Source organism: Methylobacterium durans, from assembly GCF_003173715.1.
Lineage (GTDB): Bacteria > Pseudomonadota > Alphaproteobacteria > Rhizobiales > Beijerinckiaceae > Methylobacterium > Methylobacterium durans.
In genome coordinates this window covers 5,602,252-5,622,824 of record NZ_CP029550.1, presented here as the reverse complement: position 1 = coordinate 5,622,824, position 20,573 = coordinate 5,602,252, and the positions used below count along the sequence as shown (strand labels likewise).

Genomic DNA, 20,573 nt, shown 5'->3' with positions numbered 1-20,573 from the left:
GAGGCGTGCCTCACCCGCCCGTGGCGGCGGGATTACGGTTTCGTCAGGTTGAGCGGGGCCGGGCCGCGACGGGTGAGCCGCCCCGGACAGGCCGAGGGCTCGATCCGCATCGGCCCAACCGTGCCCTGCCTCACACCGTCCCGTCGCTCAGGCGGGCCAGCGCCTCCCGGATCTTGGCGAGCCGCGCGGCCTCGGCGTCCCGCCGCTCGCGGATCTCGTCCACCACCTCCTCCGGCGCGCGGGCGAGGAAGTCGGCGTTGCCGAGCTTGCCGTCGAGCTTGCCGATCTCGCCCTCGGCCTTCGCCGCCTCCTTCCTCAGGCGCGCCACCTCGGCGTCGAGGTCGACGATGCCTTCGAGCGGCAGGGCGGCCACGCTGCCGCGGACGAGGAGCTGCACGGAGTTCCTCGGGGCGGCCTCCGCGAAGGTGATCTCGGAGAGGCGGGCGAGGCGCAGCAGCGTGTCGCGCCACGCCTCGATCCGGGCGCGCACCGCCGCGTCGGCGTTGACGAGGACGAGGGGCACCTGGGCGCCGGCCGGCACGCTCGTCTCGGAGCGGGCCGAGCGCACCTCGGAGACGAGATCGACCACGAACCCGATCTCGGCCTCGGCGGCGGGATCGGCCAGGCCGTCGAGCTGCGGCCAGGGGGCGAGCGCGAGGAGGCCCCTGCCCTCCAGCCCCGCGCCCTTGATCGCCCAGAGCTCCTCCGTGAGGAAGGGCATGAACGGGTGCAGGAGCTTGGCGATCTGGTCGATCAGGAAGGCGACCGTACCTTGCGTCTCGACCCGGGCCTCGGGATCCGCCCCCTCCCCCTGCAGGACGGGCTTGGCGAGCTCCAGGTACCAGTCGCAGAAGATGTTCCAGACGAAGCGGTAGGCGGCCGCCGCCGCGTCGTTGAAGCGGTAGGCTTCGAGCGCGCCGCCCACCTCGGCGACCGCGCGCGCGGCCTCGCCGAGCGCCCAGCGGTTCAGGACCGATCGCGCCTCCTCCGGCCGGAAGCGCGGATCGAGCCGGCAGCCGTTGAGCTCCGCGAAGCGGGCGGCGTTCCAGAGCTTCGTCGAGAAGTTGCGGTAGCCCTCGACCCGCTGCAGGCTCAGCTTGATGTCGCGTCCCTGCGCCGCCATCGCGGTCAGCGTGAAGCGCAGCGCGTCCGCCCCGTACTGGTCGATCAGGCCGAGGGGATCGACCACGTTCCCCTTCGACTTCGACATCTTGGCACCCTTCTCGTCGCGCACGAGGGTGTGCAGGTAGACCGTGTCGAAGGGGACCCGGTCCGTGACGTGCAGGCCCATCATCATCATCCGGGCGACCCAGAAGAACAGGATGTCCTTGCCCGTCACCAGGGTGTTCGTCGGGTAGAAGCGGGCGAGCTCGGGCGTCGATTCGGGCCAGCCGAGCGTCGAGAACGGCCACAGCGCCGAGGAGAACCACGTGTCGAGGACGTCCGGGTCGCGGGTCAGCGCCACCGGGCCGCCGCGGGCCTTCTCCGCCTGTGCCGCGGCCGCCGCCTCGCTCTCGGCGACGTAGATCCCGCCGTCCGCGTCGTACCAGACTGGGATCTGGTGGCCCCACCAGAGCTGGCGGGAGATGCACCAGGGCTCGATGTTCGTGAGCCACTGGAAGAAGATCTTCTCGTAATTCTCCGGCACGAAGCGGGTCTGGCCGTCGCGCACGGCCTGGAGCGCCCGCTCGGCGAGCGGCTTCACGTTCACGTACCACTGGTCCGTGAGGTAGGGCTCGATCACGACGCCCGAGCGGTCGCCGTGGGGCACGGCGTGGGTGTTCGGCTCGATGGCGCGCAGGCGCCCGCGCGCCTCCATCAGGGCGACGACGGCCTTGCGCGCCGCGAACCGGTCGAGCCCGTGCAGCGCCAGCGTCTCGGGCTCCGGCGCGGCCTCGGCCAGGAAGTCGGCATTGCCGTCGAGGAGGAGGCGGGCCTCCGGATCGAGGATGTTGATCGGCCGGCAGCCGTGGCGGCGGCCCACCTCGAAATCGTTGAAATCGTGCGCCGGCGTGATCTTGACCGCGCCGGTGCCCTTCTCCGGATCGGAATATTCGTCGGCGACGATCGGGATCAGGCGGTCGACGAGGGGCAGGCGCACGCGCTTGCCGACGAGGGCCGTGTAGCGCTCGTCCTCCGGGTGCACCGCGACCGCGGTGTCGCCGAGCATGGTCTCGGGCCGGGTGGTGGCGACGGTGACGACCTCACCCGTCTCGGCGCCGGATCCGTCGACGACCGGGTAGTCGAAGTGCCAGAGATGGCCCTTCACCTCGACCTGCTGCACCTCCAGATCCGAGATCGCGGTCTGGAATTTCGGGTCCCAGTTCACGAGGCGCTTGTCGCGGTAGATCAGCCCCTGCGCGTGGAGATCCACGAACACCTTGAGGACGGCGGCCGAGAGGCCCTCGTCCATGGTGAAGCGCTCCCGCGACCAGTCGCAGGAGGCGCCGAGCCGCTTCAGCTGGTTGACGATCGCCCCGCCCGATTCCGCCTTCCAGGCCCAGACCCGCTCGACGAAGGCCTCGCGGCCCATCGTCCGGCGGTCGGGCGCGCCGGTCTCGGCGAGCTTGCGCTCGACGACCATCTGGGTCGCGATGCCGGCATGGTCCGTGCCCGGCTGCCAGAGGACGTCGCGGCCGCGCATGCGCTCGAACCGGCAGAGTATGTCCTGCAGCGTGTTGTTGAGGGCGTGGCCCATGTGGAGCGTGCCCGTCACGTTCGGCGGCGGGATCACGATGCAGTAGGGGTCGGCTCCGGCCCGCTCGGGGCGCCCGGCCCGGAAGGCCTCCCCCGCCTCCCAGGCGGCGGCGATGCGCGCCTCGACGGCGGCGGGATCGAAGGTCTTGTCCATCATCGGAATACGGGCCGGTCCTGCGGGCGACGAGAGCGCCCGCTTTCAACCCGTCGGGGCGCCCGCGTCAACACGGGCGCGCGATGAGGGGGTCAGCGTCCGCGGGAGACCCGCTCGATCTCGGCGCGGACCAGGCGCTCGACCATCACCGGCAGGTTGTCGTCGAGCCACGCCTTCAGCATCGGGCGGAGCATGTCCTTGACGATGTCCTCGAGCGTCCGGCTGTTCTGGCTCAGCACGGTATGGGCGAGGAGGTTGAAGGCCTGGCTCACGTTGGCGCCGGCCGCGGCCGAGACCAGCGGCTCCTGCGCGTCGAGGAGCGCGTCGTGCAGGCTGGCCCGCGGCGGCTCCGGCGGGGGCGCCTGCACGCGCGGGGGCTCGGCGGCGCGCACGGGCTCCGGCTCCACCTCGATCGCGTCGAAGTCGAGGGGCTCGTCGGCGAAGTCGATCGGGTCCGGCTCGATCGGCGTGGGCTTGGCCGCCTGCGGCTTGCGGACGGGCTCGGCCACGTCCGCGAGGTCGAGCACGTCGTCGTTCTCAGGCGTCGGGGCGGCGCGCGGCGCCGGCTCGTCGTCGGGCTTGGCGGCCTGATCGTCGGCGATGATGCGGCGGATGGAGGCGAGGATCTCCTCCATCGACGGTTCGCCCGCCTTGTCCTGCGTCTTGGGGCTCGCTGCACTCATGCGGACGGCGCTCGGGCGGGGTGAGAGATCTGAAACGGTCGGGGCGAGTATTTCACGCCTGTGCGCCGCGGCAAGCCTGTCCGCGACACAGTCCAGCGCAAATCCTCGCCGCAGGAAACCTTCCGCGGGATACCTTCCGGCCGCGCGTCCTTGCCGTCCGCCTCAGCGGCCGTCGGGCGTGCGCACGCCGTACCAGAGATCCTTGACCTGATCGAAGTGCGTCTTGGCGCTGTAGGCGGCCACGGGCAGCGCGATGAAGCGCGCGGTGAGGCGACCGATCGCCTGGACGACGCCGTAGGAGAAGATCACCCGGTCGCGCTGGGCCAGGATCAGGTTCACGCGGGCGTTGAGCAATTCCTGCTGCGCGTTCAGCACGTCGAGGGTGGTGCGCTGGCCGACGCGGGCCTCCTCGCGCACGCCGTTGAGCGCCACCTCGTTGGCCTGGACCTGTGCCTGCGAGGCGATCACGCGGGCCTTGGCCGCCTCGAGCTGGCCCCAGGCCGAGACCGTCGCCGCGCGGATCTGGTCGCGGACCTGCTCGACCTGGATGCGGGCCTGCCCCACCGTCTCCTTGGCCTGGCGGATCGAGGAATACTCGGCGCCGCCCTGGAAGATCGGGATCGTCACCTGCCCCAGGATCGCGGCGGTGACGCCGTTCGAGTTGGCGAGCTGCTGGTCGTAGCGCTGGTTGACCTGACCGGTCAGGCCGACCGTCGGGTAGAGCGCGCCCTCCGCGACCTTGACCTGCGCCTCCGCGAAATCGACGGCGTGCATGGCCGACAGGATCTGCGGGTGCTCCTTGAGGCCGATGTCGATCGCGGCGTTGAGGCTGCCCGGAACGAACCGGTCGAGGGGACGGCCGGGGGCGAGCTGGCGCGGCTCGACGCCGACGACCTGCCGGTAGATGCCGATGCTGGCGCGCAGCTGGGCCTCGGCGGCGCTGACGCTGGCGCGGGCGCCGGCGAGGCGCGCCTCGGCCTGGGCGACGTCGGTGCGGGTGACCTCGCCGACGTTGAAGCGGTCGCGGGTCTGGCGGAGCTGCTCCTCCAGCACCTCGACGTTGTTGCGCTGCAGCTCCAGGCTCGCCGTGTCGCTGAGGACGTTCATGTACGCCTGGGCGGCGTTGAACAGCGTCGTCAGCTCGGTGAAGCGCAGGGTCTCGCGCTCCTGCAGCACGCGCGATTCGGCGCCGCGGGTGCGGTTGTCGGTCTGGAAGCCGTTGAACAGGGTCTGGTTGACGGTGATGCCGGCGCCGCCGGGCAGGGTCGTCTGGTTGATGTTGGCGCCGCTGAACCGGCCCTCGAACTTCGAGACGCCGATATCGGCCGAGATCGCGACCTGCGGGCGATACCCGGCCTGGGCCTGCGCGACGTCCTCGTCCCGGACGCGAACGCCCGCACGGCCGGCATTCAGCACCGGATTGCCGCCGTAGGCGCGGGACAGCGCGCTCTCCAGCGTCTCGGCGCTGGCCGGGTCCATGGCCGCGAGGCCGGCCGCGACCGTCAGACCGGCCAGCCGGAGCCTGGGGCGCGTCGCAGGTTTGCGTTCTCTCACGTCGGTCAGCCCTTGCGGTTTCTCGAAAGAACCGGATCCCGTCTCCGTGACGGAAGCGGCGCGGTGTTACGCGCGATCCGGCTCAAGTCCGCCCTGATGCAACTTTAGCCGAGCTTGAGCACCCGGGCCCAGGGGCGTGGCGGCCTCGGCGGCAGAATCGCGGTGGGGTGGCGCATAAAAGCGACACTTGGCGGGGAGCCTCGCGGGCGCGGGCGTCCTTATCCACGCTATCCCCGTCAGAGGGCGCCCCGAGCGGGTCGCCCGGGCGCGCTCGCGACGACGGTCCGGCGACGTACGAACTCGGGAGAGGCGCGACGCGGAGCGGCGGAACGTCCGCGGTTGTACAACCACAGATCGAATGAGCGTGCCGGGCGAACGCGGTCAGAAGCTGAAGCCGGCCTCGGCGGCGAAGGCGGAGAGGGCCGGCACGGACGCGTCGAACAAGGGGCGCGCACCGAATGCGTCGCCCGCGCGCACGAACAGCGTCGCCTTGGCGGCGCGCTCGCGCCCCATCACGCAGGCGAGCCGGCCGCCATCCGCGAGTTGGTCGAGGAGGGATTGGGGGCGGACCTCGACCCGGCCGCCGACGAGGATCGCGTCGAAGGGGCCGGAACCGGGCGCGCCGGCGGCGAGGGGCCCCTCGATCACCTCGGCCGTCCCGGCGAGGCGCTCGCGCGCGGCCGCCGCGAGGTCCGGCACCGCCTCGAGCGCCACCACATGGGCGCCGAGCCGGCTCATCAGGGCGGCGGCGTAGCCGTATCCCGTGGCGACGTCGAGGACGCGGGTGCCGGGACGGATCGCGAGCGCCTGGATCAGGCGGGCGAGCACCATCGGGGCCGGCAGGAACCGGGCGTCGCCGTCCCCGCCGCCGAGGCGCAGCGTCTGATCGATATAGGCGAAGTCCTCGCGCCCCTGCGGCACGAAGCGCTCGCGCGGGATGGTGTCGAAGGCGTCGAGGACGGCGTTGTCGTTGACGTCGAAGGTTCGCAGCTGACAATCGACCATGAGGCGTCGCGCCTGCGCGTAGTCGAGCATGATGGCCGTCTTCCCTCGCTGCCTGCCCCGGCGCATTGTGCCCCCGCCCGCGTCCCGGGCCGGCACCGGCGCTCAAGGTTGGCGGCTTTTCGAGGATCGGCCGCCAAAAGGCAAGGACGTCGTGCCGGGCGGAACCCGCCGCGGATGAAACGGGGGCGGGGAAAGAAGGTGGAGGCCTCGCCCGGAATCGAACCGGGGTGCAAGGATTTGCAGTCCTCTGCGTAACCACTCCGCCACGAGGCCGTCCGGCGCCGCTCCCGCGAGCGGGGGCGCATCCCCGGGAGCGGGCGGCCGCCCCGGCGAGTGGCGGTGTCTAGCAGAGGGTCGGTGCGCTGGGCAACGGTGATTCTCGCGGTGATGGCCCTCCGGCCCGCGCCCGCCGATTTTCATGACGGAATCGTCAAACAAGCCGCCCGATCACTCTTGCGCCCGCCATCCGGGCTGTGTAGAGACACCGCCGCGATCCCCGATAGCTCAGTTGGTAGAGCAAGCGACTGTTAATCGCTTTGTCGTAGGTTCGAGTCCTACTCGGGGAGCCAAATCTTTTCAGGCACTTGGCGTGACGTCTTCGACCAACGGTCGAGGCGCGTGACTGTGCTTGTTGCCGCGCATGGTCCGGAGGCGCTCTCTGCCCTCCCCGCGACCCGTCCGGCGCGCCGCCCGCAATTCGGCCACGCGGCTCGACCGCACCATTCCTCCGCACGTGTCGATCATCGCCGTCGCCATCTGCGCGTGCGTCGCTCTGCGCATCGCGTCGGCCGGCTCGGCGCCCGCCTCGCAGGCTTCCGACGCCGCCCCTGCCCGGCTGTCCATGTTCCAGGCCTCGTCCGGCCTTCCGGCCGCGCGGGCGACCGTCTGTAACGAGGGCGAGACGTGCGACCGCTTCCAGGGCTTGCCTCAGGCGTCCTCCCCCTTCGCGAGAGCCTCCAGGCGGTTGATCGCCGCGTCCGCCCGCCGCTCGGCCTCCAGGGCCTCATTCACGGCCTCGGCGGACCGGGCCCTCGTCTCGGCCATGCGGGCATCGATCAGCATCGCGGCGGCCTGCCGGAAATCCCTGAGCACGGCGCCCTCGACCCGCGCCCAGATCGCCCGCGCCTCCGGCCCGAGATCCGCCCAGGCCGGCGCGATGCCGCGCTGGCCCAGCGGAAAGCCGGCGAAGCGCGCCTCGTAGGCCGTGCGGCCAGGCTCGTGCCGCTCAGCCATGGCGCACCGCGCGTTCGGCGCAGCGGAGCGTGTCGGCGGTGCTGAAGGTCATGCTCACGCTGTGGCTCCGATGTCGAGGGCGTCGGCGGGCCAAGATTTCCTCGGCGATGAGACGAAGCAAAATAATATTTTACGGTGGTTATTTAGTACGATTGCAATCGTCAGATTGTGCCATAAAAATCCGTCCATGCGGAGACTTGATGCAAGCTCAATGACGATGCTCGTCGAAGAATTCGAAGAGGAAGCCTTCTGCCGCCTCATCATGAAGCTGGCCCAGGCTGCTCTCGAAGGCGCGAGCGAACCTGTGCCTGTCCTTCTCGAACGTCTGCGCGAGATCGAGGGGCACGCTCGTGCCGGCGGCCTCAGCCCGCAAACAATCCGTGCGGTCGTGGCTGCGCGGCGGTTGCTGGAGGATGGACCTGCGATGTGACGCGAGCGCTGCCCGCCAAGGGCCGTGGGCAGCATCGCATTGCTGACGATGACCGGGTGGGGCGCCATCGCGGCCCCCCTTGCCGGCGCGCCGGCCCGGGCGGCGTCGGGATGGGGCGGAGGCATCAGGCGAGTAGACCGAACGAGGTAGTCCTGTTCGCCGGTCGAGAAGTCCCCGCTCCGTAACGTAGATTGTTTTTGGCTCCCATCTTCTGTGATCGCATTGGTCATGGCCCAGGCGTTGCCAGAACAGAGCGGACGGCCCATCGACCCGACGACCGACACGATCGTCGATCGCCTTGCGATGCTCCTTCTGCAGCAGATGCTCTCCGAGCTCGCGCGCACGTATCGGACCGAGGGCGCGACCGCCGCGAGGCTGATGCTCGGGAATATCGAGTGTGTCATCGCGGAGCGGCTCTACCTGATGTGCGACATCTCGCTGACGCTCCGTACCGGTCGCGACGTGATCCGCGCCGTTGCGCTGCGGGTGCGGGCCGAGCTGCGGGGCGAGCGCGGCGACCGGTGAGGGCCGGAGGGGCGCCAAGCGCATCGGGCGGCCCTCGCAATCACGTGCGCGGACGCACGCATGTCATGCAGCCCAGGGATGACACCTCCTCGCCTTCTCGTCTCTACAAGTAGCGCTTCCCCAGAAGCGGATAGGCTCTGAAGTGACGGAGATCGGATATGTTCGATCTGACGTGGCTCATTGCATTCGCGATCGGCAGCATCCTCATACAGACCGCGGATCGTCATGCGGCGGCCTTGACGCCATTCCTGGTGGGCGCCGCCTTGTTCCTCGCCATGGTCGTTGGCACCGTGCTGTATCATCAGGCCATGGTCCGGATCGCGGACGATCTCCCGCATTATGAGGCCGCCATTCTCGGCATTGCCGTGGGACGGTGATCCTGAACGGCGATCGGGCGCGTCTTCGCCTTCGATGGCGTGTCCGGGACACGGAAGGGCTTGTGCGCGCATCATGCGGTCCTGCGCGCGGTCAGCGCACGAAAAGGTACGAAGGGCCGGAAGTTAATCGGCTTTATTGTGCGGCCATCGAAGAAACGCGGAGGTTTGCGCCAGCTGGTGCCAAAGATTTGTGGAGTGCGTACTTTGGCAAATTCACAATCCTTGGCTTGTCGCAAGGCGCGATCACGCTCAATTGCAAGGCAGTTGCTGACGATTTTAGAGGAACTGCCGCCCGAGGATCCGGCGGGCAAGTACGATTTGTTTTGCGAACTCCTGAACCTTGAGGATGCCGCGCACGCGGCCCATGTCGAGCAGTGGTTGCTCGACGAGGTGCAGATCGCGCGGGAGACCGCCGGCGAAGAGGTGCTCACCTCAGCACGTGAGTGTTCCAGACACTGACGATCCGCACGCAAGGCCCCGTCTCTCCCAGGCAGGTGGCGGTGGAGTATTGAGCGTGCGCGCGTGTCCTGTAATCACAAAGTATGAGTGAATTGCGTGCGTTATTGGACGAAGCATGTTTACGTGCTCGACAGAAATATGGGGGTTGCCTAAGAAAATTATACAGCTTTGCACACTTGGAGTCGGCGTCATGGTTCGCTGCGACGCAAAAGACGCTGAGGTTGCGAATGAAATCGGCGTGGTTGTTCTGTCCAAAGCGCTCGGATCGCTGATTGTTGCTTGCGAGCAACTGAATCCGAACGTCAGCACGCATCTCCGGCCCGCTTTGCTGGCGGGCATCAGACGCGATCTGCAACTGATCCGGGACGCATATCCGATTTCGCAAGTGCCAACGCAAAGTCTGAGCACGCTCGACGATTATCTGCGCTTCGTCGTGGAGACGGCGTTGGCCGATGAGGATCTTCCCTCGCCGCACGCCCACTGAGGCGGCAATCCCACTGAGCAAGCATCGGCGAGACGGACCCGCAGCTCTCACCCTTGCCCCTGGTGCTGCGCTGAGCGGGAATCATGCGGCCGCTCCGTCGCTCGGCGATCCGGCGCGCCAGAGCACCGGCTGGGCATGGTCGAGGATGCGGTTGCGGCCGCGGGCCATCGGGTGGGCCGGCGAGCCGTCCTTCGAGCGCGCGAAGCAGTGGAGATCCGGCCAGGGTGCCTCGCCGGTCCGGATCTCCTCGAGGACGTGCTCGATCCCGTGCGGATCCCAGGTGCCGGCGCCCCAGCAGGGCACCACGAGCGCGGCGGTTCTGGCCTCGCGCGCCACGATCCCGCAATTCTCCCGGATGGCGTCGCGGACGTGCCGGTTCGGGCCGTCGTCCTCCCATCGCGACCACGCGCGGCACGCGTCCGGGCAGGAGGACCGGTAGGGATAGAGGTTCACCGCCGTGAACCCGCCGTAGCCCCAGGCCCGGGCGAAGTGGATCCAGCGGCGCACGGTCGGATCGTCGATGCGGTGGTCTGCCGTGGACGGGTTGAGCCCGATGAAGCAGACGCGACCGCCCTCGCCCCACCTGCGGGTCAGCGTGAAGCGGTAGGTGCCGCAGCGCGAGAGCGACGCGGCCCGCTGGATTGTGTCGGTGAGGGTGCTCGGCTTCATGGGGCGGCTCCACGTTCGGCGAACTGTCGTTTCGGCGGGGCGTTGGGCTTGGACAGAGACATCGGAGAGCGCGCATGACGGCTGACGACGAGAAGAAGCCCCGGCAACCCCGTTCTCAGGCCGACGAATCCGACATCGCGGCGCCGCGTCTGACCCCTCAGGGGCGCACCGACCCGGACGAGGCCGGCGAGGATTCGACCGATCCGAACGGGGGCGCCAGGACGGGGCAGCCCGACAAGGCTGAGGGGTGAGGTGCTTGCGCTGAGAGCGGCGTCGTGGAGGGCATGCAATCATGCGGCGGCCGTCCTCGTCGAGGCCGCGATCAAGGATCGCGGGTCCGGGGCCAAGCGCGCCGCAGCGTGCGGCGCGTCTCAGGCCGCGATCCGGGAGGCCAGGAAGGGCTGCCGGGTCTCCCCGCGTCTCGCGATCAAGACGGAGGGCGCGCGCGGCATCGGCGGGCGCCTGCTCTGCCCGGAGATCTTCGGAACGACCGCCGCCAACGGTGACGCGCCACCCGAGCCGAGGGCCGCGTGATGGCGGTTCGTCGCGTGATGGCAGATCAACGGAAGCAACAGAGCAGCCCGATCGCGACTGCCTCGACGAGGCAGAGGACCGTCACGATCGCGAGCCAAAACCCAAGCTCGGCTATGGCTCGGTCGGCGTCGTTGATGCGCAGCCAGAGCCGATTGTGCAACGCCACGCGGCGATCGGGTTCGTGCTCGCAAAGCCCCGCGATCTCGCCGTTCAGCCGCTCGATCTCGTCCTGCATTCCAGTGAACTCCGACATTCGGAGGGCCGCGTGATGTCTGCCGCCTGTCACCAGCCGCCCACCGGCTTCGCTCACGTCTCGATCACGGCAGCACGCGAACGCGCGACGGCCGACGCGGATTCCTTCCGCATGCAGGAAGACCGTCGGCTTGCTTTGCAGGCGTGACGCGCCGCGCAGTTCTCGGCAGTGGCGCGCGGGGCGACAATCGTCTCGAAGGACAAGGCCGTGCCTGCGGGCCTTGACTCATCGGCAGAGGACATCGCCGAAAACGCTCGAGCGACCTCTCATCTTCGCGACGCCTGTCGGATGATGGATGTCAGCACAGCCCCTCGGCCGCTGAGCCTCGAGCTTGGCCCCACTCCACGCGCACGACAGCACACGCCAGCAATCGATCGTTCGGCGTCCTCTGCCTGCGTCATGGCGAGATTTGAAAAGTTCACCTCCTGCCCGTCGCGCAGATCAACTACCTACCGTAGCAGCAAGTCAAGACTCCCCTGGCCGATAGTCAGCAAACGCTCCTACCTGTGTAAGGAAGTGTTTCTGCTGCAATCTGCTTACGGGCATCGTACCGCTGATCCTAGAGCTTCGGCGGCCGCAGCGAGGGCTGCGCCCGGCTCTACGTACATTTCCGGTTCCTTCATTGGCCTGACATCAACGAAAGCGGTGGGCTGGGCAGGTTACGCCCTTGCGATGTTCGCCCTGTCTTCGCCTGAACTGTCGACGACGGCCGCCTGATAGGGGCGCCGCCCTCGGCCTTGTCGCCGCGTATTCCAGCCACCCACCCGCGCCAGGAGCCGTCCGCTCCGGTGGAGGTGCCCTCACGCCAGGGCGAGACCATGGCGGATGCAAAACACCGTCTGCTCCTCGCCCATCGCTGCCGATGAGCCTCGGCCGCCTTCGCGCTCAAGGCGCGCGAGGTCGGGCGGGCCGGGGGCGACGGAGCTTCCGCGCTCGCGGCCGGCGGCGACGGTGCTGGTCGCAGCACCCCTGCCCTCTTGCGTTGATGCAGCGCTCGCGCCGGTTCGCGTCGGCTATGTCGAATCGTGCGATGCGAGGGATCGCGGCTTGGGGAGCAGCGCGGACCGGCATCGCAAAGGCGCTCGGAGGCAGGCGCAGCCCGCATCGTCAGTCGACCGAGCTTTGTGTATGACAATTGATATTAGAAAATTGCAGTACGGTTAGGCACAAGAACCTCAGCCCGGTCGCGCTGTTGTCCCCTCATTAGGAGATAACCATGCGTGTGCTAGCTATCGCAAGCTTGGCGCTGCTCTGTGTTCAGTCTTCTGCTGGAGCGCAATCGGCGCTGACCAATCCATCGCCGAATAGGGAAGACTTGCAGCGCAGCGTCCCATCTGGCCAACCCACGAAACAACAGACCGATCTGGATACGATGCAGCTCGCCTCCGCACATCGCGAGCGATCCGAGACGGTTCAAGAGCGGACGAACGGCCTCTGGCAGTCCTGGCTGGTCTCGGTCTGCGAAGGATGCGGCCCGAAGATGAAGCCTTACAGCGAAACGATCAGGAATGATCAGGAGCGAAACGTCCCGACCTTCACCGTCGGGGAGACGAGCTTCGATGCGGCGCGCCTCGCATCCTACAGGAGCCTTCCGTCGTCCGAGTACAGCCGGCGCATCTACACCGATCTGACGACGGAGAACATCGACCAGATCCGGCGCTCTCCGAGCCGTTGACGGCGGCCGGCGGGTCGCTCTCGGCCACTGTGGATGCGTGCGATCCGAGACCGATCCGACCGCTGCCATTGGATCGCCCAACGTCCTGCGGCGGTCTTCGGAGGGCAGCTCACTGGCGCGAGAGACCCAGCTCGGCCCACCCGGCGGATCGCCTGCCGCGGTGGGCTTTCTCATGCACACGCCGCACGGCGGCTGGAGCGGGATCCTCCCACGACCCGTCCGGCGCGGCCGCGCTGCCGGAGCCCCTGCCCCTCAGCTGGCGGCGGGCCGCGCGCGAACCCGATGCACCCGACCCAGCCCTGCGCCTGATCGCTGACGGGGACTTTTTCGCGCCGCGCTTCACCTGCGTGAGTTCGCGAGCCGGCGTGTGATGGCAGGATGGCCGGGCTGGGAGGGCTCCTCCCGGCGCGGTTCCGCCAGCATGGAACCTCCCTCGGTTCGCAGGTGGAACGGCTTCTTGCTCAAGACCGGCACTCGCCCCGCAGCCTCACGGCTCGCGGGGCTTTTCATGCTCGCTCCCCGGTCAGGCGGGGCAATGAAGCCGCGAGGACGACAGCCCGACGACCTCCTTTCGAGCCCGCCTGGCATGTCTCACCGCCGCATGCACCATCGTTCGGCGTTGCACCGCCGGAGGATGCGCCACCGCATGTCGAACCTGGCGGCGACGCACACCCCCGACGAGGGAATCGCCGCGGCGTGGGTTTCTTAATTCGAGCTGGTACTTGAAGACGTCTTTTCCACTACAAGTACGAACGAGGTCACCGCCAGGTATTTCGAGGGAACCTGTCGAAATTCTTTGGCAAAACCTGCCTTCTTCGCTTCCACTTCCGCCAAAGGGGGCGCCCATAAATGTTCACTTATGTCGTCCAGCGTTTGTCGCTTGTCGAGAGACGTATTGCCTAAAAGGCCAGTTATGAAAATTTTATACGTGATGAGGCCCTTTCGTTCCAATTCAGCAAGAACCGCCTCGTAGCGGTGGAGAAGCACCCGATTCGGAGCCCCTGACGCTCGCGTCAGGGCGGGCCAAAGAAAAGACGGAATCGTCAACCAAGTCAGCTCATGGTTGTATTGTGAGAAGAAGCCTTGATCTCGAGTATCGATATAATGAACCATTTTTCCGCCAGGCTTCAAACACGTGACCATGTCACGCAGGGCGGACAAGGGATTGTATAGATCTTGTACGACCGCCGTCGATACGATCCATGAATAATAATTCGCGGACTCGCGTGCGCAGCGCGACAGAAAACTTTCGGCCGAGTGTCCTTCGAACCAGCTTATTTCGGAAAGATTGAATTTACTCCAGCTTGGTCCGACCCGAAATTGCTCCACATTGTGGCGGCGTGCGAGCTCCTGATAGACAGCCGACATTCGGCGTTCGTCCGCCACGACAACAAACCGGTCGACCAAATCGACGGCTTCACAGCCTGCTTCCCGCGCTAACAATGCACCTCCGGCTGAGCCGCCCGGTCCAATCTCCAGCATGCGGCCCGAAAACTGCGTCGTTCCGGCCGCGAGTTCGTAGCCTGCGAAATTCCCCTCGATGTAGTCGCAGGCCTCATTCGTATCGAACTCGCTGACAAGCGCGTTGACTTCTGTCGTGGATCGGCCTGCTATGTGTCGTAATTTCCACCAAAGATTATACAGTAGGAGCGTAACGACCATAGCATTGGGATATCGCCCAATATATCTCTGCGCAGAGCGTCGAATCTGACGTCTCAAGCGGAGCAGCGTTTGTCGCTGATTTGAGAAGGCGCTATTCAAGTACATGAATCATGCCCCATCTTTAGATTGGCGATTATAGAGTTGTGATCATCGACGAACTATGCTGGATGATGACGCCTCCTGAAATTTCTGCCTTGCTTGGATTTCAGGTGGCGAATATTTTTCATCAGAATTTTGTCAGCCAAGAGCCCATTCTGAATGAGTAGCCATCGACCTTGCAAATCTGATCGTGCGATGTCGCGCATCCGGAATTTAAGCTGAGTTTCCACACCTTGAAGGTAATTCTAATGTAATCCGCTGCAAATCGACTTTTTGGTATTAATCCCGCCATCGACCCGACTGCAGCAGCACTTGCAAGGATGACGCTGCGGTCAACGTGAGGTGGGCGCCATCGGCCCTTGGGGCTCTGAACAGGAAAGGACCGGCGTCCTCTTCACCGGCGATGGCGCGGGATGAGGCGTATGCTTGAGGAGCGGTCTGGCCGACTGGGCGATCACCAAGGATGCCACGTCGGGAGCCGAGCTCGGCCTGCGTGTCCGCTATTGGACCGGCGACACAATTGTCGGTACGCTGCAGGACGATGGCTCCGTCCACTTCACGGCAGACTCGGGCATCCAAAACGGCCTGAACAGCGAGCAGGGCTCGAACGCCAATCGTTCCGGGATATCGTTCGACTTCTCGATCAACACCGGCGTGAACACGGTCACCGATGGCGGCAAGGGCTTCACGCTCGAAGTGAATAACCGGTACGGCGAGCACTTCGTCTTCGACCTGAAGCACCTCAGCAGCGGCACCGACATCTCGGTGAACCGGAATACGCAAGCCCCCGTCCTCGGCGACGAAGACGGGTCGAACCCGCACCTCTCCCAGAATTCGCTCAACTTCGGCTACGGCAGCCTGGATGGCCACGCCGACAACAAGGGAGGGACGATCGACATCACCCTGCCCGAGACGAACACCGATCACACGGCTGTCTACGCATCGCAGCATATCCAGATCGACGTCGTCGATCCGATCGTCTCTGCCTTGCAGCACGGCCTGCTCGCGGCCTGATCAGATCTCCGATCGGCACGGGAAGAGGCGGGGCCTTCGGGTCCCGCCTTTTCATTGTCAGCAGCAGTCATGCCTCTCCTTGGATTGGCACGCCCTGACCTGAACCGCATCGCCCCGACTGTGAACCGCGTCATCGTAAGTTCGAGTTCCACTCGGGCAGCCAGCTATCCTTCTGAACTCGCTTCGTTTCTCTGATCCTGCTCGGACCGGTTCGACACGGTCCTTGCCGGGGTTGGACAGCAGCGTTTCGTTCGCCCGGGTTCCGGCCATTCCGAAGCGGGTCGAGCCGACCCGGCGCCCCTCTTCGCGTTCGCAAGCGAGCTCCCCCGACGTGCGCGAAGTCGTGTTCGATGCGGATCGTGGCGTGGCGCTGATCCACAGCCACTCCATACCCGGCCACGGAGCCTCAGGCGTTCCGGTCTTCGGCCGCGGGCGCGTGCGGTGTCTCAGCGCCTGGGCCAGCCGAACCGGCTTCTCTCTGGCCTCGGATTGACGGTCGGGGGCGGCGATTCAACCCACGTCGCTTGGTCGCTCCAATCGATGTTGTCGCGCACGATCTTGCGACCCGTGCCCTCGTCGAACAGGCCGCTCGTCAGGTTGCGGGACAAGTCGTTGCCCGTGATGCGGTAGCGGTCCATCGATCCGCTTTCGACCCTGATGCCGTGAGCTTGGCATTCGCGTGGATAGTGGAGTCTGGCCCGTCTCCGAAGATGCTCAGGCCCGAATTTGAAATTCTCAATGTGTTTTCGAGGTGGTAGACGCCGGCCGGAATATAGACCGCCCCTCCATTTGAGTTTCCCTCGGCGGCATCTATGGCGGCTTGGATCGACGGATATTCCGACGCATTGTGCGTGTGCATCCCCTTGTCGACCGACCGGAGAGCCGTCCGCTCCGCCGTTGAACGGGCTTGCGCGCCACCACGGAATGGTTGCGGTGCCTCCCCGCCGGAAGGCGGGTCCTTTCGGCACAATAATCAGGACAAATAGGCAATCGCGTCCGGGTTTATTAGGCGCTTAACAGAGAGTGCTTGCCCGCCTACTCTCGGCAGGATGGCGGCCTTCTGGCCGGACGATGGGAGGAATACGTGGCAAGGGTGGTGCAAGGCACGAGCGCGACCGAAATCTTCACGATCGGCGAGGACGACGATCCGATTGAGATCTATCCCAACGGCGGAGACGATCTGTTCAACGTCACCGGCGACGACGACAGCTTCAATCAGGTCACCGTGTTCGGCGGCAACGGCAACGAGGCCCTGAACGCGACCTTCACGAACGGGACCTTCTTCGGCGGCGCCGGCAACGACACGCTCGACGTGGTCAACGGCCGCTTCGTGTTCGACGGCGGCACGGGCGTCGACATCCTCAATCTCGGAGCCTCGATCGGCGATCTCAGGATCGACTCTCGGGGCGTGGTCGCCACGATCTCATCGCGCGACGATGACGACGATGATGACGACGACGATGACGATGCCGCTCCGGTTCAGGCTGCGGCCCCGGCGGCGACGATGACGACGATGATGACGACGAGGGCGGGGGGATCGGCGACGTGTCCGTCCAGACGACCTCCGTCGAGACCTTCGTCTTCGGCGGGCTGATCGTGCGCCAGAACGACGGCAACGCGCTCGTCGACGATCTGCATTACCTCAGCCGGAACCTGGACGTGGCCGCTTCCGGCTTCGATGCGGAGGAGCACTACGCCATCTTCGGCTGGAAGGAGGGGCGCGACCCGAACGCCTTCTTCGACACGGAAGGGTATCTGAACGCCTACGGCGACGTGCGGGCGGCCGGCGTCAACCCGCTCGAGCATTACCGCACCTTCGGCTGGAAGGAGGGACGCGACCCGTCGGACGATTTCGACACGAAGTCGTATCTGGCGGCGAACCCCGACGTGGCGGCCGCCGGCATGAACCCGCTGGAGCACTACCTCGCCTACGGGGCCGCCGAGGGCCGCGCCGTGGTCGACGACGGCGTCTTCGGCTGAGGGGCACTAATCCTTCTGCGCCTTCTCGGGGCCCCCTTTGGGCGGGGTGGAGCCCCTTGGCCGGGTCCGGGCCGGCGCGCATCATCCCCGGGCGAGAGCAGGTCCCTGCGTCTCGTTCCGACCACTTCGCCCCGCGGCCTCGACGGCCGCGGGGCTTTTTGTCGACGCGATCAGGTGAAGAAGACGCCGTCGCTGACCACGGCGCGGCCCTCGACGGCCCCGAAGGCGAGGTAATGCTCGAGCGGGTTGAAGCCGGCGGCCGCCACGTCGGGATTTGCCGCGAGGTAGCCGCGCGTGTCGAAGTCGGCCGACGGATCGCGACCCTCCTTCCAGCCGAAATTGATGTAATGCTCGAGCGGGTTGACGCCGGCCGCCCGCACGTCTCCGTAGGCTGCGAGATAGCCCGACGTGTCGAAGAAGGCGTTCGGGTCGCGCCCCTCCTTCCAGCCGAAGGTGGCGTAGTGCACCTCGGCGTCGAAGCCGGAAGCGGCCACGTCCGGGTTCCGGCTGAGGTAGTAGAGGTCGTCCACGAGCACGATGCCGTCCCCCTGAACGACCGTACGGTCGGAGAATTCGAACACCTCCACGTTCTTGACGGTGTCCGTGCCGCTCGACCCGCCGACGGTGGCGAGCACGCCCCGCGCATCGACCGTGGCGCCCGCGAGGCTGAAGTCGAAGACGGCGGTATCGCGCCCGAGCGCGCCGTCGAGGATGTCGTCCCCGGGGCCGCCCGTCATCCGGTCGTCGCCGGCATCGCCGAACAGGACGTCGTTGCCGGCGCGGCCGAAGAGGGTGTCGTTGCCGAGGTCGCCGTCGACGAGGTCGTTGCCCGCACCACCGTCCAGCACGTCGTCGTCGTCGCCGCCGGCGACGAAATCGTTGCCGTCTTCGCCGAAGACCTGGTCGCGTCCGGCCTCACCCACGAGGAAGTCGTTGCCGAGGCCGCCATAGAGCACGTCGTCCCCTGGATTGCCGGCGGCATAGTCGTCGCCCGCCTGCCCGTAGATGGTGTCGTTGCCGGCCTCGCCGATGAGCTGGTCGTTCCCGTCGCGGGCGAAGATCGTGTCGTCGCCGGGGCCGCCGGCGATGTAGTCGAGGTCGTTGCCGCCCGTGATCGTGTCGTTGCCGTCCTGCCCGTCGATCCGGTTGAACCCGCCCGGGTCCGTGATGATGTCGTTGCCCAGAAGACCGAGGATGATGTCGTCCGCGGCCGTGCCGGTCAGGTTGTCGGGGCCGTTGGTACCAGAAATCGTCGCCATGCGTGCTGCTCCTAAGCTGGACAGCTGACTGTCAGCCTCACGCGAGGCTAGGTCTCCGCAAGTCGTCGGCTTCCACATGGATTAGCTGAGCTTTACATACCGCACTGCAAGAAGAGAGTTGGGTTTTCGTGTGGATATCGATCGGCAGGAACGACATGTTTTAGACTGCGTCAAAATGTATCGACCTCCGCAGCAGGTGCAACATACGGCAAAGCTGCAGATTTTGTGCGAATAGAGACGGGAATTATTGCGTTTCTCTGTTTGTGCTCGCTGAACGGGGAACGACAGCCTGCACCCGTTGGACCCGAAGCCGGCCTGCCGCGTTGCGTCTCGACGGATCAAGGAGATGGATGTCGATGGCAACGAACACCCAGGGTCTCTCCGACAAGGCTCTCTCGATCTTCACGTTCGCCGCCTATCACCGCTTCCTGAGCGGCGAGCGCGTTGCCGCGGTGGTGCGCCGCGACGGCCACGGCCACGAGGCCGACCCGGACGGGGTGGCCGAGCTCGAGCAGCGCGGCCTTCTCACCGCGAGCGAGACCCGGCTCTCCCTCGGCGCGGAGGCGGAGGCGTTCGTCGAGACCGTCGTCGATGCGATCCGCCGCGCGGGCGCTGCCTGAGAGGCTCCAGCTGAGAGCCATCAGCTGAGAGCCTCCGGGGTCTCGCCGATTCCGGGCCGCCCCACCGGTGACTTCGCGCGGTCCCGCTCCAGATCAGGGGAGTGAGCCGCCGCACATCCGGCTGGCGGACGAGATCTCCGGGAGCGGACCTTGGCGGCAGCGAACCGGCAGAACACCGACATCCTGTTTCGCCGGGCCGACGAGGCTTGGCGTGCGGAGATGATCCAGCGCCACGGCGAGACGGCCGTCGCGCGCTTGCGCTACACCCCGGAGGCGCGGGGCGAGCCCGGATCCCGCCTGCGGCAGGCCTACAACGCGCGCGAGCGTGCCTACCAGCTCTGGATCCGGGCGCGGGGCCTCGGCGATTTCCGTCACGCGCCACGCCGGTCCGCGGCGGGTCCGGAGCCCGTTCCGGCCCCGCTGGATGCCTGAATCGGTGCCGGAAAGCTCTCCTCCACCGGTTTTGCTGAACTCTTGCGGCGCCCCGGCGTTCTTCCGTCCCTGATTGGGTTCACTCGACGAACGGAGGAACGCTCATGCGCATGAAGATTCTTCTGCCCCTGGCCGCCCTGCTCGCCCTCACGGCCTGCAAGGACGAGAAGAAGGCCGAGGCTCCGCCGCCCAACCCGCCGGCCACCACGACGACGGCACCGACGAATCCCGCGCCGCCGCCGCCGGCCTCTCCGGCACCGCCCCCGGCCAACAAGCCGGCCGGCCAGTGATCGGTTGACCGGGGCCCTCTTCCCGCCCGCGGGAAGAGGGCATCGCCGCCCTCAGAGCCGGGCGAGACTGACGCGGGCCGTTCCCGAGACGCCGAGGGCGCGGGCCGACGCGTTCGACAGGTCGATGACGCGGCCTCCGACGAACGGGCCGCGATCGTTGATCCGCACCACCACGGACCGTCCGTTGGTCCTGTTCGTCACGCGCACACGGGTGCCGAAGGGCAGCGTGCGGTGGGCAGCCGTCATCGCGTGCGTGTTGAACCGCTCGCCGTTCGCCGTGCGCCGGCCCTGGAATCCCGGCCCGTACCAAGAGGCGACGCCGGATTGGGCGTGAGCGCCTCTGGCTTGAGCGTCCGTGGCGCCGAGGCCGCTGGCGGCGAGCCCGGCCGTGACGGCAAGAGTGAACAGCGCGTGGCGGACGGTCGAGACCATCTTGCATTCCCGTTGTTGTTTTCGACGGGCCGGCAAAATGTCGGAGAATGCGG

27 protein-coding genes, 2 tRNA genes and 1 pseudogene are annotated in these 20,573 nt (G+C 66.9%); 16 read left to right on the top strand and 14 right to left on the bottom strand.

Annotated features, from left to right (window positions below):
• Window positions 1-130: 130 nt before the first annotated feature.
• From DK389_RS26140 to DK389_RS26120, 5 genes are all read right to left on the bottom strand, one after another.
• Window positions 131-2,854 carry a valine--tRNA ligase gene (locus DK389_RS26140; RefSeq protein WP_109894069.1) on the bottom strand — a complete coding sequence of 908 codons (2,724 nt, stop codon included), beginning with the start codon at window positions 2,852-2,854 and terminating at the stop codon, window positions 131-133.
• 89 nt (window positions 2,855-2,943) lie between these two features.
• A complete protein-coding gene (locus tag DK389_RS26135) occupies window positions 2,944-3,486 on the bottom strand; it encodes a PopZ family protein (protein WP_109896850.1) in 543 nt (180 codons plus the stop codon).
• A 210-nt stretch (window positions 3,487-3,696) separates the two neighbouring features.
• A complete protein-coding gene (locus tag DK389_RS26130) occupies window positions 3,697-5,097 on the bottom strand; it encodes a TolC family outer membrane protein (RefSeq protein ID WP_322947237.1) in 1,401 nt (466 codons plus the stop codon).
• A gap of 372 nt (window positions 5,098-5,469) precedes the next feature.
• On the bottom strand, window positions 5,470-6,123 hold the full coding sequence (locus DK389_RS26125; protein ID WP_109894067.1) for a protein-L-isoaspartate O-methyltransferase family protein: 654 nt from the start codon (window positions 6,121-6,123) through the stop codon (window positions 5,470-5,472).
• Window positions 6,124-6,292: 169 nt separating this feature from the next.
• Window positions 6,293-6,366: transfer RNA gene (locus DK389_RS26120), tRNA-Cys, on the bottom strand.
• Between the two features lie 220 nt (window positions 6,367-6,586).
• Between DK389_RS26120 and DK389_RS26115 the strand changes: the two genes are divergently transcribed.
• Window positions 6,587-6,662: transfer RNA gene (locus DK389_RS26115), tRNA-Asn, on the top strand.
• A 7-nt stretch (window positions 6,663-6,669) separates the two neighbouring features.
• Here DK389_RS26115 and DK389_RS26110 read toward each other — a convergent pair.
• Window positions 6,670-6,936, bottom strand: coding sequence for a hypothetical protein (locus DK389_RS26110; protein ID WP_109894065.1), 267 nt, complete (start codon window positions 6,934-6,936; stop codon window positions 6,670-6,672).
• Window positions 6,937-7,020: 84 nt separating this feature from the next.
• Window positions 7,021-7,326, bottom strand: a complete 306-nt coding sequence (locus DK389_RS26105) for a hypothetical protein (RefSeq protein ID WP_109894063.1) — start codon at window positions 7,324-7,326, stop codon at window positions 7,021-7,023.
• Window positions 7,327-7,537: 211 nt separating this feature from the next.
• Between DK389_RS26105 and DK389_RS32945 the strand changes: the two genes are divergently transcribed.
• The 5 genes from DK389_RS32945 to DK389_RS26085 all read left to right on the top strand — a co-directional run bounded on the left by DK389_RS32945 (window position 7,538) and on the right by DK389_RS26085 (window position 9,601).
• Window positions 7,538-7,756: a hypothetical protein gene (locus DK389_RS32945; protein WP_162560870.1), complete on the top strand. Its 219-nt coding sequence runs from the start codon at window positions 7,538-7,540 to the stop codon at window positions 7,754-7,756.
• A gap of 228 nt (window positions 7,757-7,984) precedes the next feature.
• Entirely contained in the window at window positions 7,985-8,281 is a 297-nt protein-coding gene (locus DK389_RS26100) for a hypothetical protein (RefSeq protein WP_109894061.1), read from the top strand.
• 158 nt (window positions 8,282-8,439) lie between these two features.
• On the top strand, window positions 8,440-8,658 hold the full coding sequence (locus tag DK389_RS26095; RefSeq protein WP_109894059.1) for a hypothetical protein: 219 nt from the start codon (window positions 8,440-8,442) through the stop codon (window positions 8,656-8,658).
• 60 nt (window positions 8,659-8,718) lie between these two features.
• Window positions 8,719-9,117 carry a hypothetical protein gene (locus DK389_RS32940; RefSeq protein WP_162560869.1) on the top strand — a complete coding sequence of 133 codons (399 nt, stop codon included), beginning with the start codon at window positions 8,719-8,721 and terminating at the stop codon, window positions 9,115-9,117.
• A gap of 190 nt (window positions 9,118-9,307) precedes the next feature.
• Window positions 9,308-9,601 carry a hypothetical protein gene (locus DK389_RS26085; protein ID WP_162560868.1) on the top strand — a complete coding sequence of 98 codons (294 nt, stop codon included), beginning with the start codon at window positions 9,308-9,310 and terminating at the stop codon, window positions 9,599-9,601.
• A gap of 81 nt (window positions 9,602-9,682) precedes the next feature.
• Here DK389_RS26085 and DK389_RS26080 read toward each other — a convergent pair whose 3' ends face one another.
• Window positions 9,683-10,270, bottom strand: a complete 588-nt coding sequence (locus tag DK389_RS26080; RefSeq protein WP_109894053.1) for a DUF1643 domain-containing protein — start codon at window positions 10,268-10,270, stop codon at window positions 9,683-9,685.
• A gap of 74 nt (window positions 10,271-10,344) precedes the next feature.
• On the opposite strand from DK389_RS26080, the gene DK389_RS32935 reads away from it, so the two are divergent.
• Both DK389_RS32935 and DK389_RS26075 read left to right on the top strand, forming a co-directional pair.
• Window positions 10,345-10,521: a hypothetical protein gene (locus tag DK389_RS32935; RefSeq protein WP_162560424.1), complete on the top strand. Its 177-nt coding sequence runs from the start codon at window positions 10,345-10,347 to the stop codon at window positions 10,519-10,521.
• Window position 10,522: 1 nt separating this feature from the next.
• Window positions 10,523-10,804 carry a hypothetical protein gene (locus tag DK389_RS26075; RefSeq protein WP_109894051.1) on the top strand — a complete coding sequence of 94 codons (282 nt, stop codon included), beginning with the start codon at window positions 10,523-10,525 and terminating at the stop codon, window positions 10,802-10,804.
• Between the two features lie 25 nt (window positions 10,805-10,829).
• Here DK389_RS26075 and DK389_RS26070 read toward each other — a convergent pair whose 3' ends face one another.
• A complete protein-coding gene (locus DK389_RS26070) occupies window positions 10,830-11,039 on the bottom strand; it encodes a hypothetical protein (RefSeq protein WP_109894049.1) in 210 nt (69 codons plus the stop codon).
• A gap of 30 nt (window positions 11,040-11,069) precedes the next feature.
• Between DK389_RS26070 and DK389_RS35030 the strand changes: the two genes are divergently transcribed.
• The gene (locus DK389_RS35030; protein WP_257791913.1) at window positions 11,070-11,204 is read left to right on the top strand and encodes a hypothetical protein; all 135 of its coding nucleotides are present in this window, start codon (window positions 11,070-11,072) and stop codon (window positions 11,202-11,204) included.
• A 1,075-nt stretch (window positions 11,205-12,279) separates the two neighbouring features.
• The gene (locus DK389_RS26065; protein WP_162560867.1) at window positions 12,280-12,732 is read left to right on the top strand and encodes a hypothetical protein; all 453 of its coding nucleotides are present in this window, start codon (window positions 12,280-12,282) and stop codon (window positions 12,730-12,732) included.
• 705 nt (window positions 12,733-13,437) lie between these two features.
• Here DK389_RS26065 and DK389_RS26060 read toward each other — a convergent pair.
• Window positions 13,438-14,394 carry a methyltransferase domain-containing protein gene (locus tag DK389_RS26060; RefSeq protein WP_162560866.1) on the bottom strand — a complete coding sequence of 319 codons (957 nt, stop codon included), beginning with the start codon at window positions 14,392-14,394 and terminating at the stop codon, window positions 13,438-13,440.
• 525 nt (window positions 14,395-14,919) lie between these two features.
• Between DK389_RS26060 and DK389_RS26055 the strand changes: the two genes are divergently transcribed.
• Window positions 14,920-15,507, top strand: coding sequence for a hypothetical protein (locus DK389_RS26055; protein ID WP_109894043.1), 588 nt, complete (start codon window positions 14,920-14,922; stop codon window positions 15,505-15,507).
• A 446-nt stretch (window positions 15,508-15,953) separates the two neighbouring features.
• On the opposite strand, the gene DK389_RS32930 is transcribed toward DK389_RS26055, so the two are convergent.
• Together DK389_RS32930 and DK389_RS35780 are read right to left on the bottom strand one after the other, a co-directional pair.
• Window positions 15,954-16,145 (bottom strand): hypothetical protein, encoded by a 192-nt coding sequence (locus tag DK389_RS32930; protein ID WP_162560422.1) that lies wholly within the window; start codon window positions 16,143-16,145, stop codon window positions 15,954-15,956.
• The gene (locus DK389_RS35780) at window positions 16,100-16,366 is read right to left on the bottom strand and encodes a glycosyl hydrolase family 28-related protein (protein WP_109894041.1); all 267 of its coding nucleotides are present in this window, start codon (window positions 16,364-16,366) and stop codon (window positions 16,100-16,102) included. The genes DK389_RS32930 and DK389_RS35780 overlap by 46 nt, the downstream gene beginning before the upstream one ends.
• 168 nt (window positions 16,367-16,534) lie before the next feature.
• Between DK389_RS35780 and DK389_RS26045 the strand changes: the two genes are divergently transcribed.
• Complete coding sequence (locus DK389_RS26045; RefSeq protein WP_162560865.1) at window positions 16,535-17,101, top strand: hypothetical protein; 567 nt, start codon at window positions 16,535-16,537, stop codon at window positions 17,099-17,101.
• Window positions 17,102-17,115: 14 nt separating this feature from the next.
• Window positions 17,116-17,487: pseudogene (locus tag DK389_RS26040) on the top strand (calcium-binding protein); the annotation flags it as partial.
• A 170-nt stretch (window positions 17,488-17,657) separates the two neighbouring features.
• Here the strand turns inward: DK389_RS26040 and DK389_RS26035 are convergent.
• Window positions 17,658-18,746 carry a calcium-binding protein gene (locus DK389_RS26035; RefSeq protein WP_109894037.1) on the bottom strand — a complete coding sequence of 363 codons (1,089 nt, stop codon included), beginning with the start codon at window positions 18,744-18,746 and terminating at the stop codon, window positions 17,658-17,660.
• Between the two features lie 356 nt (window positions 18,747-19,102).
• On the opposite strand from DK389_RS26035, the gene DK389_RS26030 reads away from it, so the two are divergent.
• From DK389_RS26030 to DK389_RS26020, 3 genes are all read left to right on the top strand, one after another.
• Window positions 19,103-19,366: a hypothetical protein gene (locus DK389_RS26030; protein ID WP_109896847.1), complete on the top strand. Its 264-nt coding sequence runs from the start codon at window positions 19,103-19,105 to the stop codon at window positions 19,364-19,366.
• A 150-nt stretch (window positions 19,367-19,516) separates the two neighbouring features.
• Window positions 19,517-19,798, top strand: coding sequence for a hypothetical protein (locus tag DK389_RS26025; RefSeq protein ID WP_109894035.1), 282 nt, complete (start codon window positions 19,517-19,519; stop codon window positions 19,796-19,798).
• 104 nt (window positions 19,799-19,902) lie between these two features.
• Window positions 19,903-20,088, top strand: coding sequence for a hypothetical protein (locus DK389_RS26020; RefSeq protein ID WP_109894033.1), 186 nt, complete (start codon window positions 19,903-19,905; stop codon window positions 20,086-20,088).
• Between the two features lie 51 nt (window positions 20,089-20,139).
• Here the strand turns inward: DK389_RS26020 and DK389_RS26015 are convergent, their stop codons facing one another.
• Window positions 20,140-20,520 (bottom strand): septal ring lytic transglycosylase RlpA family protein, encoded by a 381-nt coding sequence (locus DK389_RS26015; protein ID WP_109894031.1) that lies wholly within the window; start codon window positions 20,518-20,520, stop codon window positions 20,140-20,142.
• Between the last annotated feature and the right edge of the window lie 53 nt (window positions 20,521-20,573).

What these genes read in the sequence shown, in the direction of transcription:
- DK389_RS26135 (WP_109896850.1), bottom strand. Translation starts at nt 3,486, where the DNA reads ATGGAGGAGATCCTCGCCTCCATCCGCCGCATCATCGCCGACGATCAG.
- DK389_RS26140 (WP_109894069.1), bottom strand. Translation starts at nt 2,854, where the DNA reads ATGATGGACAAGACCTTCGATCCCGCCGCCGTCGAGGCGCGCATCGCC.
- DK389_RS26020 (WP_109894033.1), top strand. Translation starts at nt 19,903, where the DNA reads ATGCGCATGAAGATTCTTCTGCCCCTGGCCGCCCTGCTCGCCCTCACG.
- DK389_RS26080 (WP_109894053.1), bottom strand. Translation starts at nt 10,270, where the DNA reads ATGAAGCCGAGCACCCTCACCGACACAATCCAGCGGGCCGCGTCGCTC.
- DK389_RS26035 (WP_109894037.1), bottom strand. Translation starts at nt 18,746, where the DNA reads ATGGCGACGATTTCTGGTACCAACGGCCCCGACAACCTGACCGGCACG.
- DK389_RS26095 (WP_109894059.1), top strand. Translation starts at nt 8,440, where the DNA reads ATGTTCGATCTGACGTGGCTCATTGCATTCGCGATCGGCAGCATCCTC.
- DK389_RS26085 (WP_162560868.1), top strand. Translation starts at nt 9,308, where the DNA reads ATGGTTCGCTGCGACGCAAAAGACGCTGAGGTTGCGAATGAAATCGGC.
- DK389_RS32945 (WP_162560870.1), top strand. Translation starts at nt 7,538, where the DNA reads ATGACGATGCTCGTCGAAGAATTCGAAGAGGAAGCCTTCTGCCGCCTC.
- DK389_RS26070 (WP_109894049.1), bottom strand. Translation starts at nt 11,039, where the DNA reads ATGCAGGACGAGATCGAGCGGCTGAACGGCGAGATCGCGGGGCTTTGC.
- DK389_RS26015 (WP_109894031.1), bottom strand. Translation starts at nt 20,520, where the DNA reads ATGGTCTCGACCGTCCGCCACGCGCTGTTCACTCTTGCCGTCACGGCC.
- DK389_RS35780 (WP_109894041.1), bottom strand. Translation starts at nt 16,366, where the DNA reads ATGCACACGCACAATGCGTCGGAATATCCGTCGATCCAAGCCGCCATA.
- DK389_RS26100 (WP_109894061.1), top strand. Translation starts at nt 7,985, where the DNA reads ATGGCCCAGGCGTTGCCAGAACAGAGCGGACGGCCCATCGACCCGACG.
- DK389_RS32930 (WP_162560422.1), bottom strand. Translation starts at nt 16,145, where the DNA reads ATGGACCGCTACCGCATCACGGGCAACGACTTGTCCCGCAACCTGACG.
- DK389_RS26110 (WP_109894065.1), bottom strand. Translation starts at nt 6,936, where the DNA reads ATGGACAGCCGGGCAGGGGCGGCGTCGGAAGCCTGCGAGGCGGGCGCC.
- DK389_RS26030 (WP_109896847.1), top strand. Translation starts at nt 19,103, where the DNA reads ATGGCAACGAACACCCAGGGTCTCTCCGACAAGGCTCTCTCGATCTTC.
- DK389_RS26125 (WP_109894067.1), bottom strand. Translation starts at nt 6,123, where the DNA reads ATGCTCGACTACGCGCAGGCGCGACGCCTCATGGTCGATTGTCAGCTG.
- DK389_RS26105 (WP_109894063.1), bottom strand. Translation starts at nt 7,326, where the DNA reads ATGGCTGAGCGGCACGAGCCTGGCCGCACGGCCTACGAGGCGCGCTTC.
- DK389_RS32935 (WP_162560424.1), top strand. Translation starts at nt 10,345, where the DNA reads ATGACGGCTGACGACGAGAAGAAGCCCCGGCAACCCCGTTCTCAGGCC.
- DK389_RS26060 (WP_162560866.1), bottom strand. Translation starts at nt 14,394, where the DNA reads ATGGTCGTTACGCTCCTACTGTATAATCTTTGGTGGAAATTACGACAC.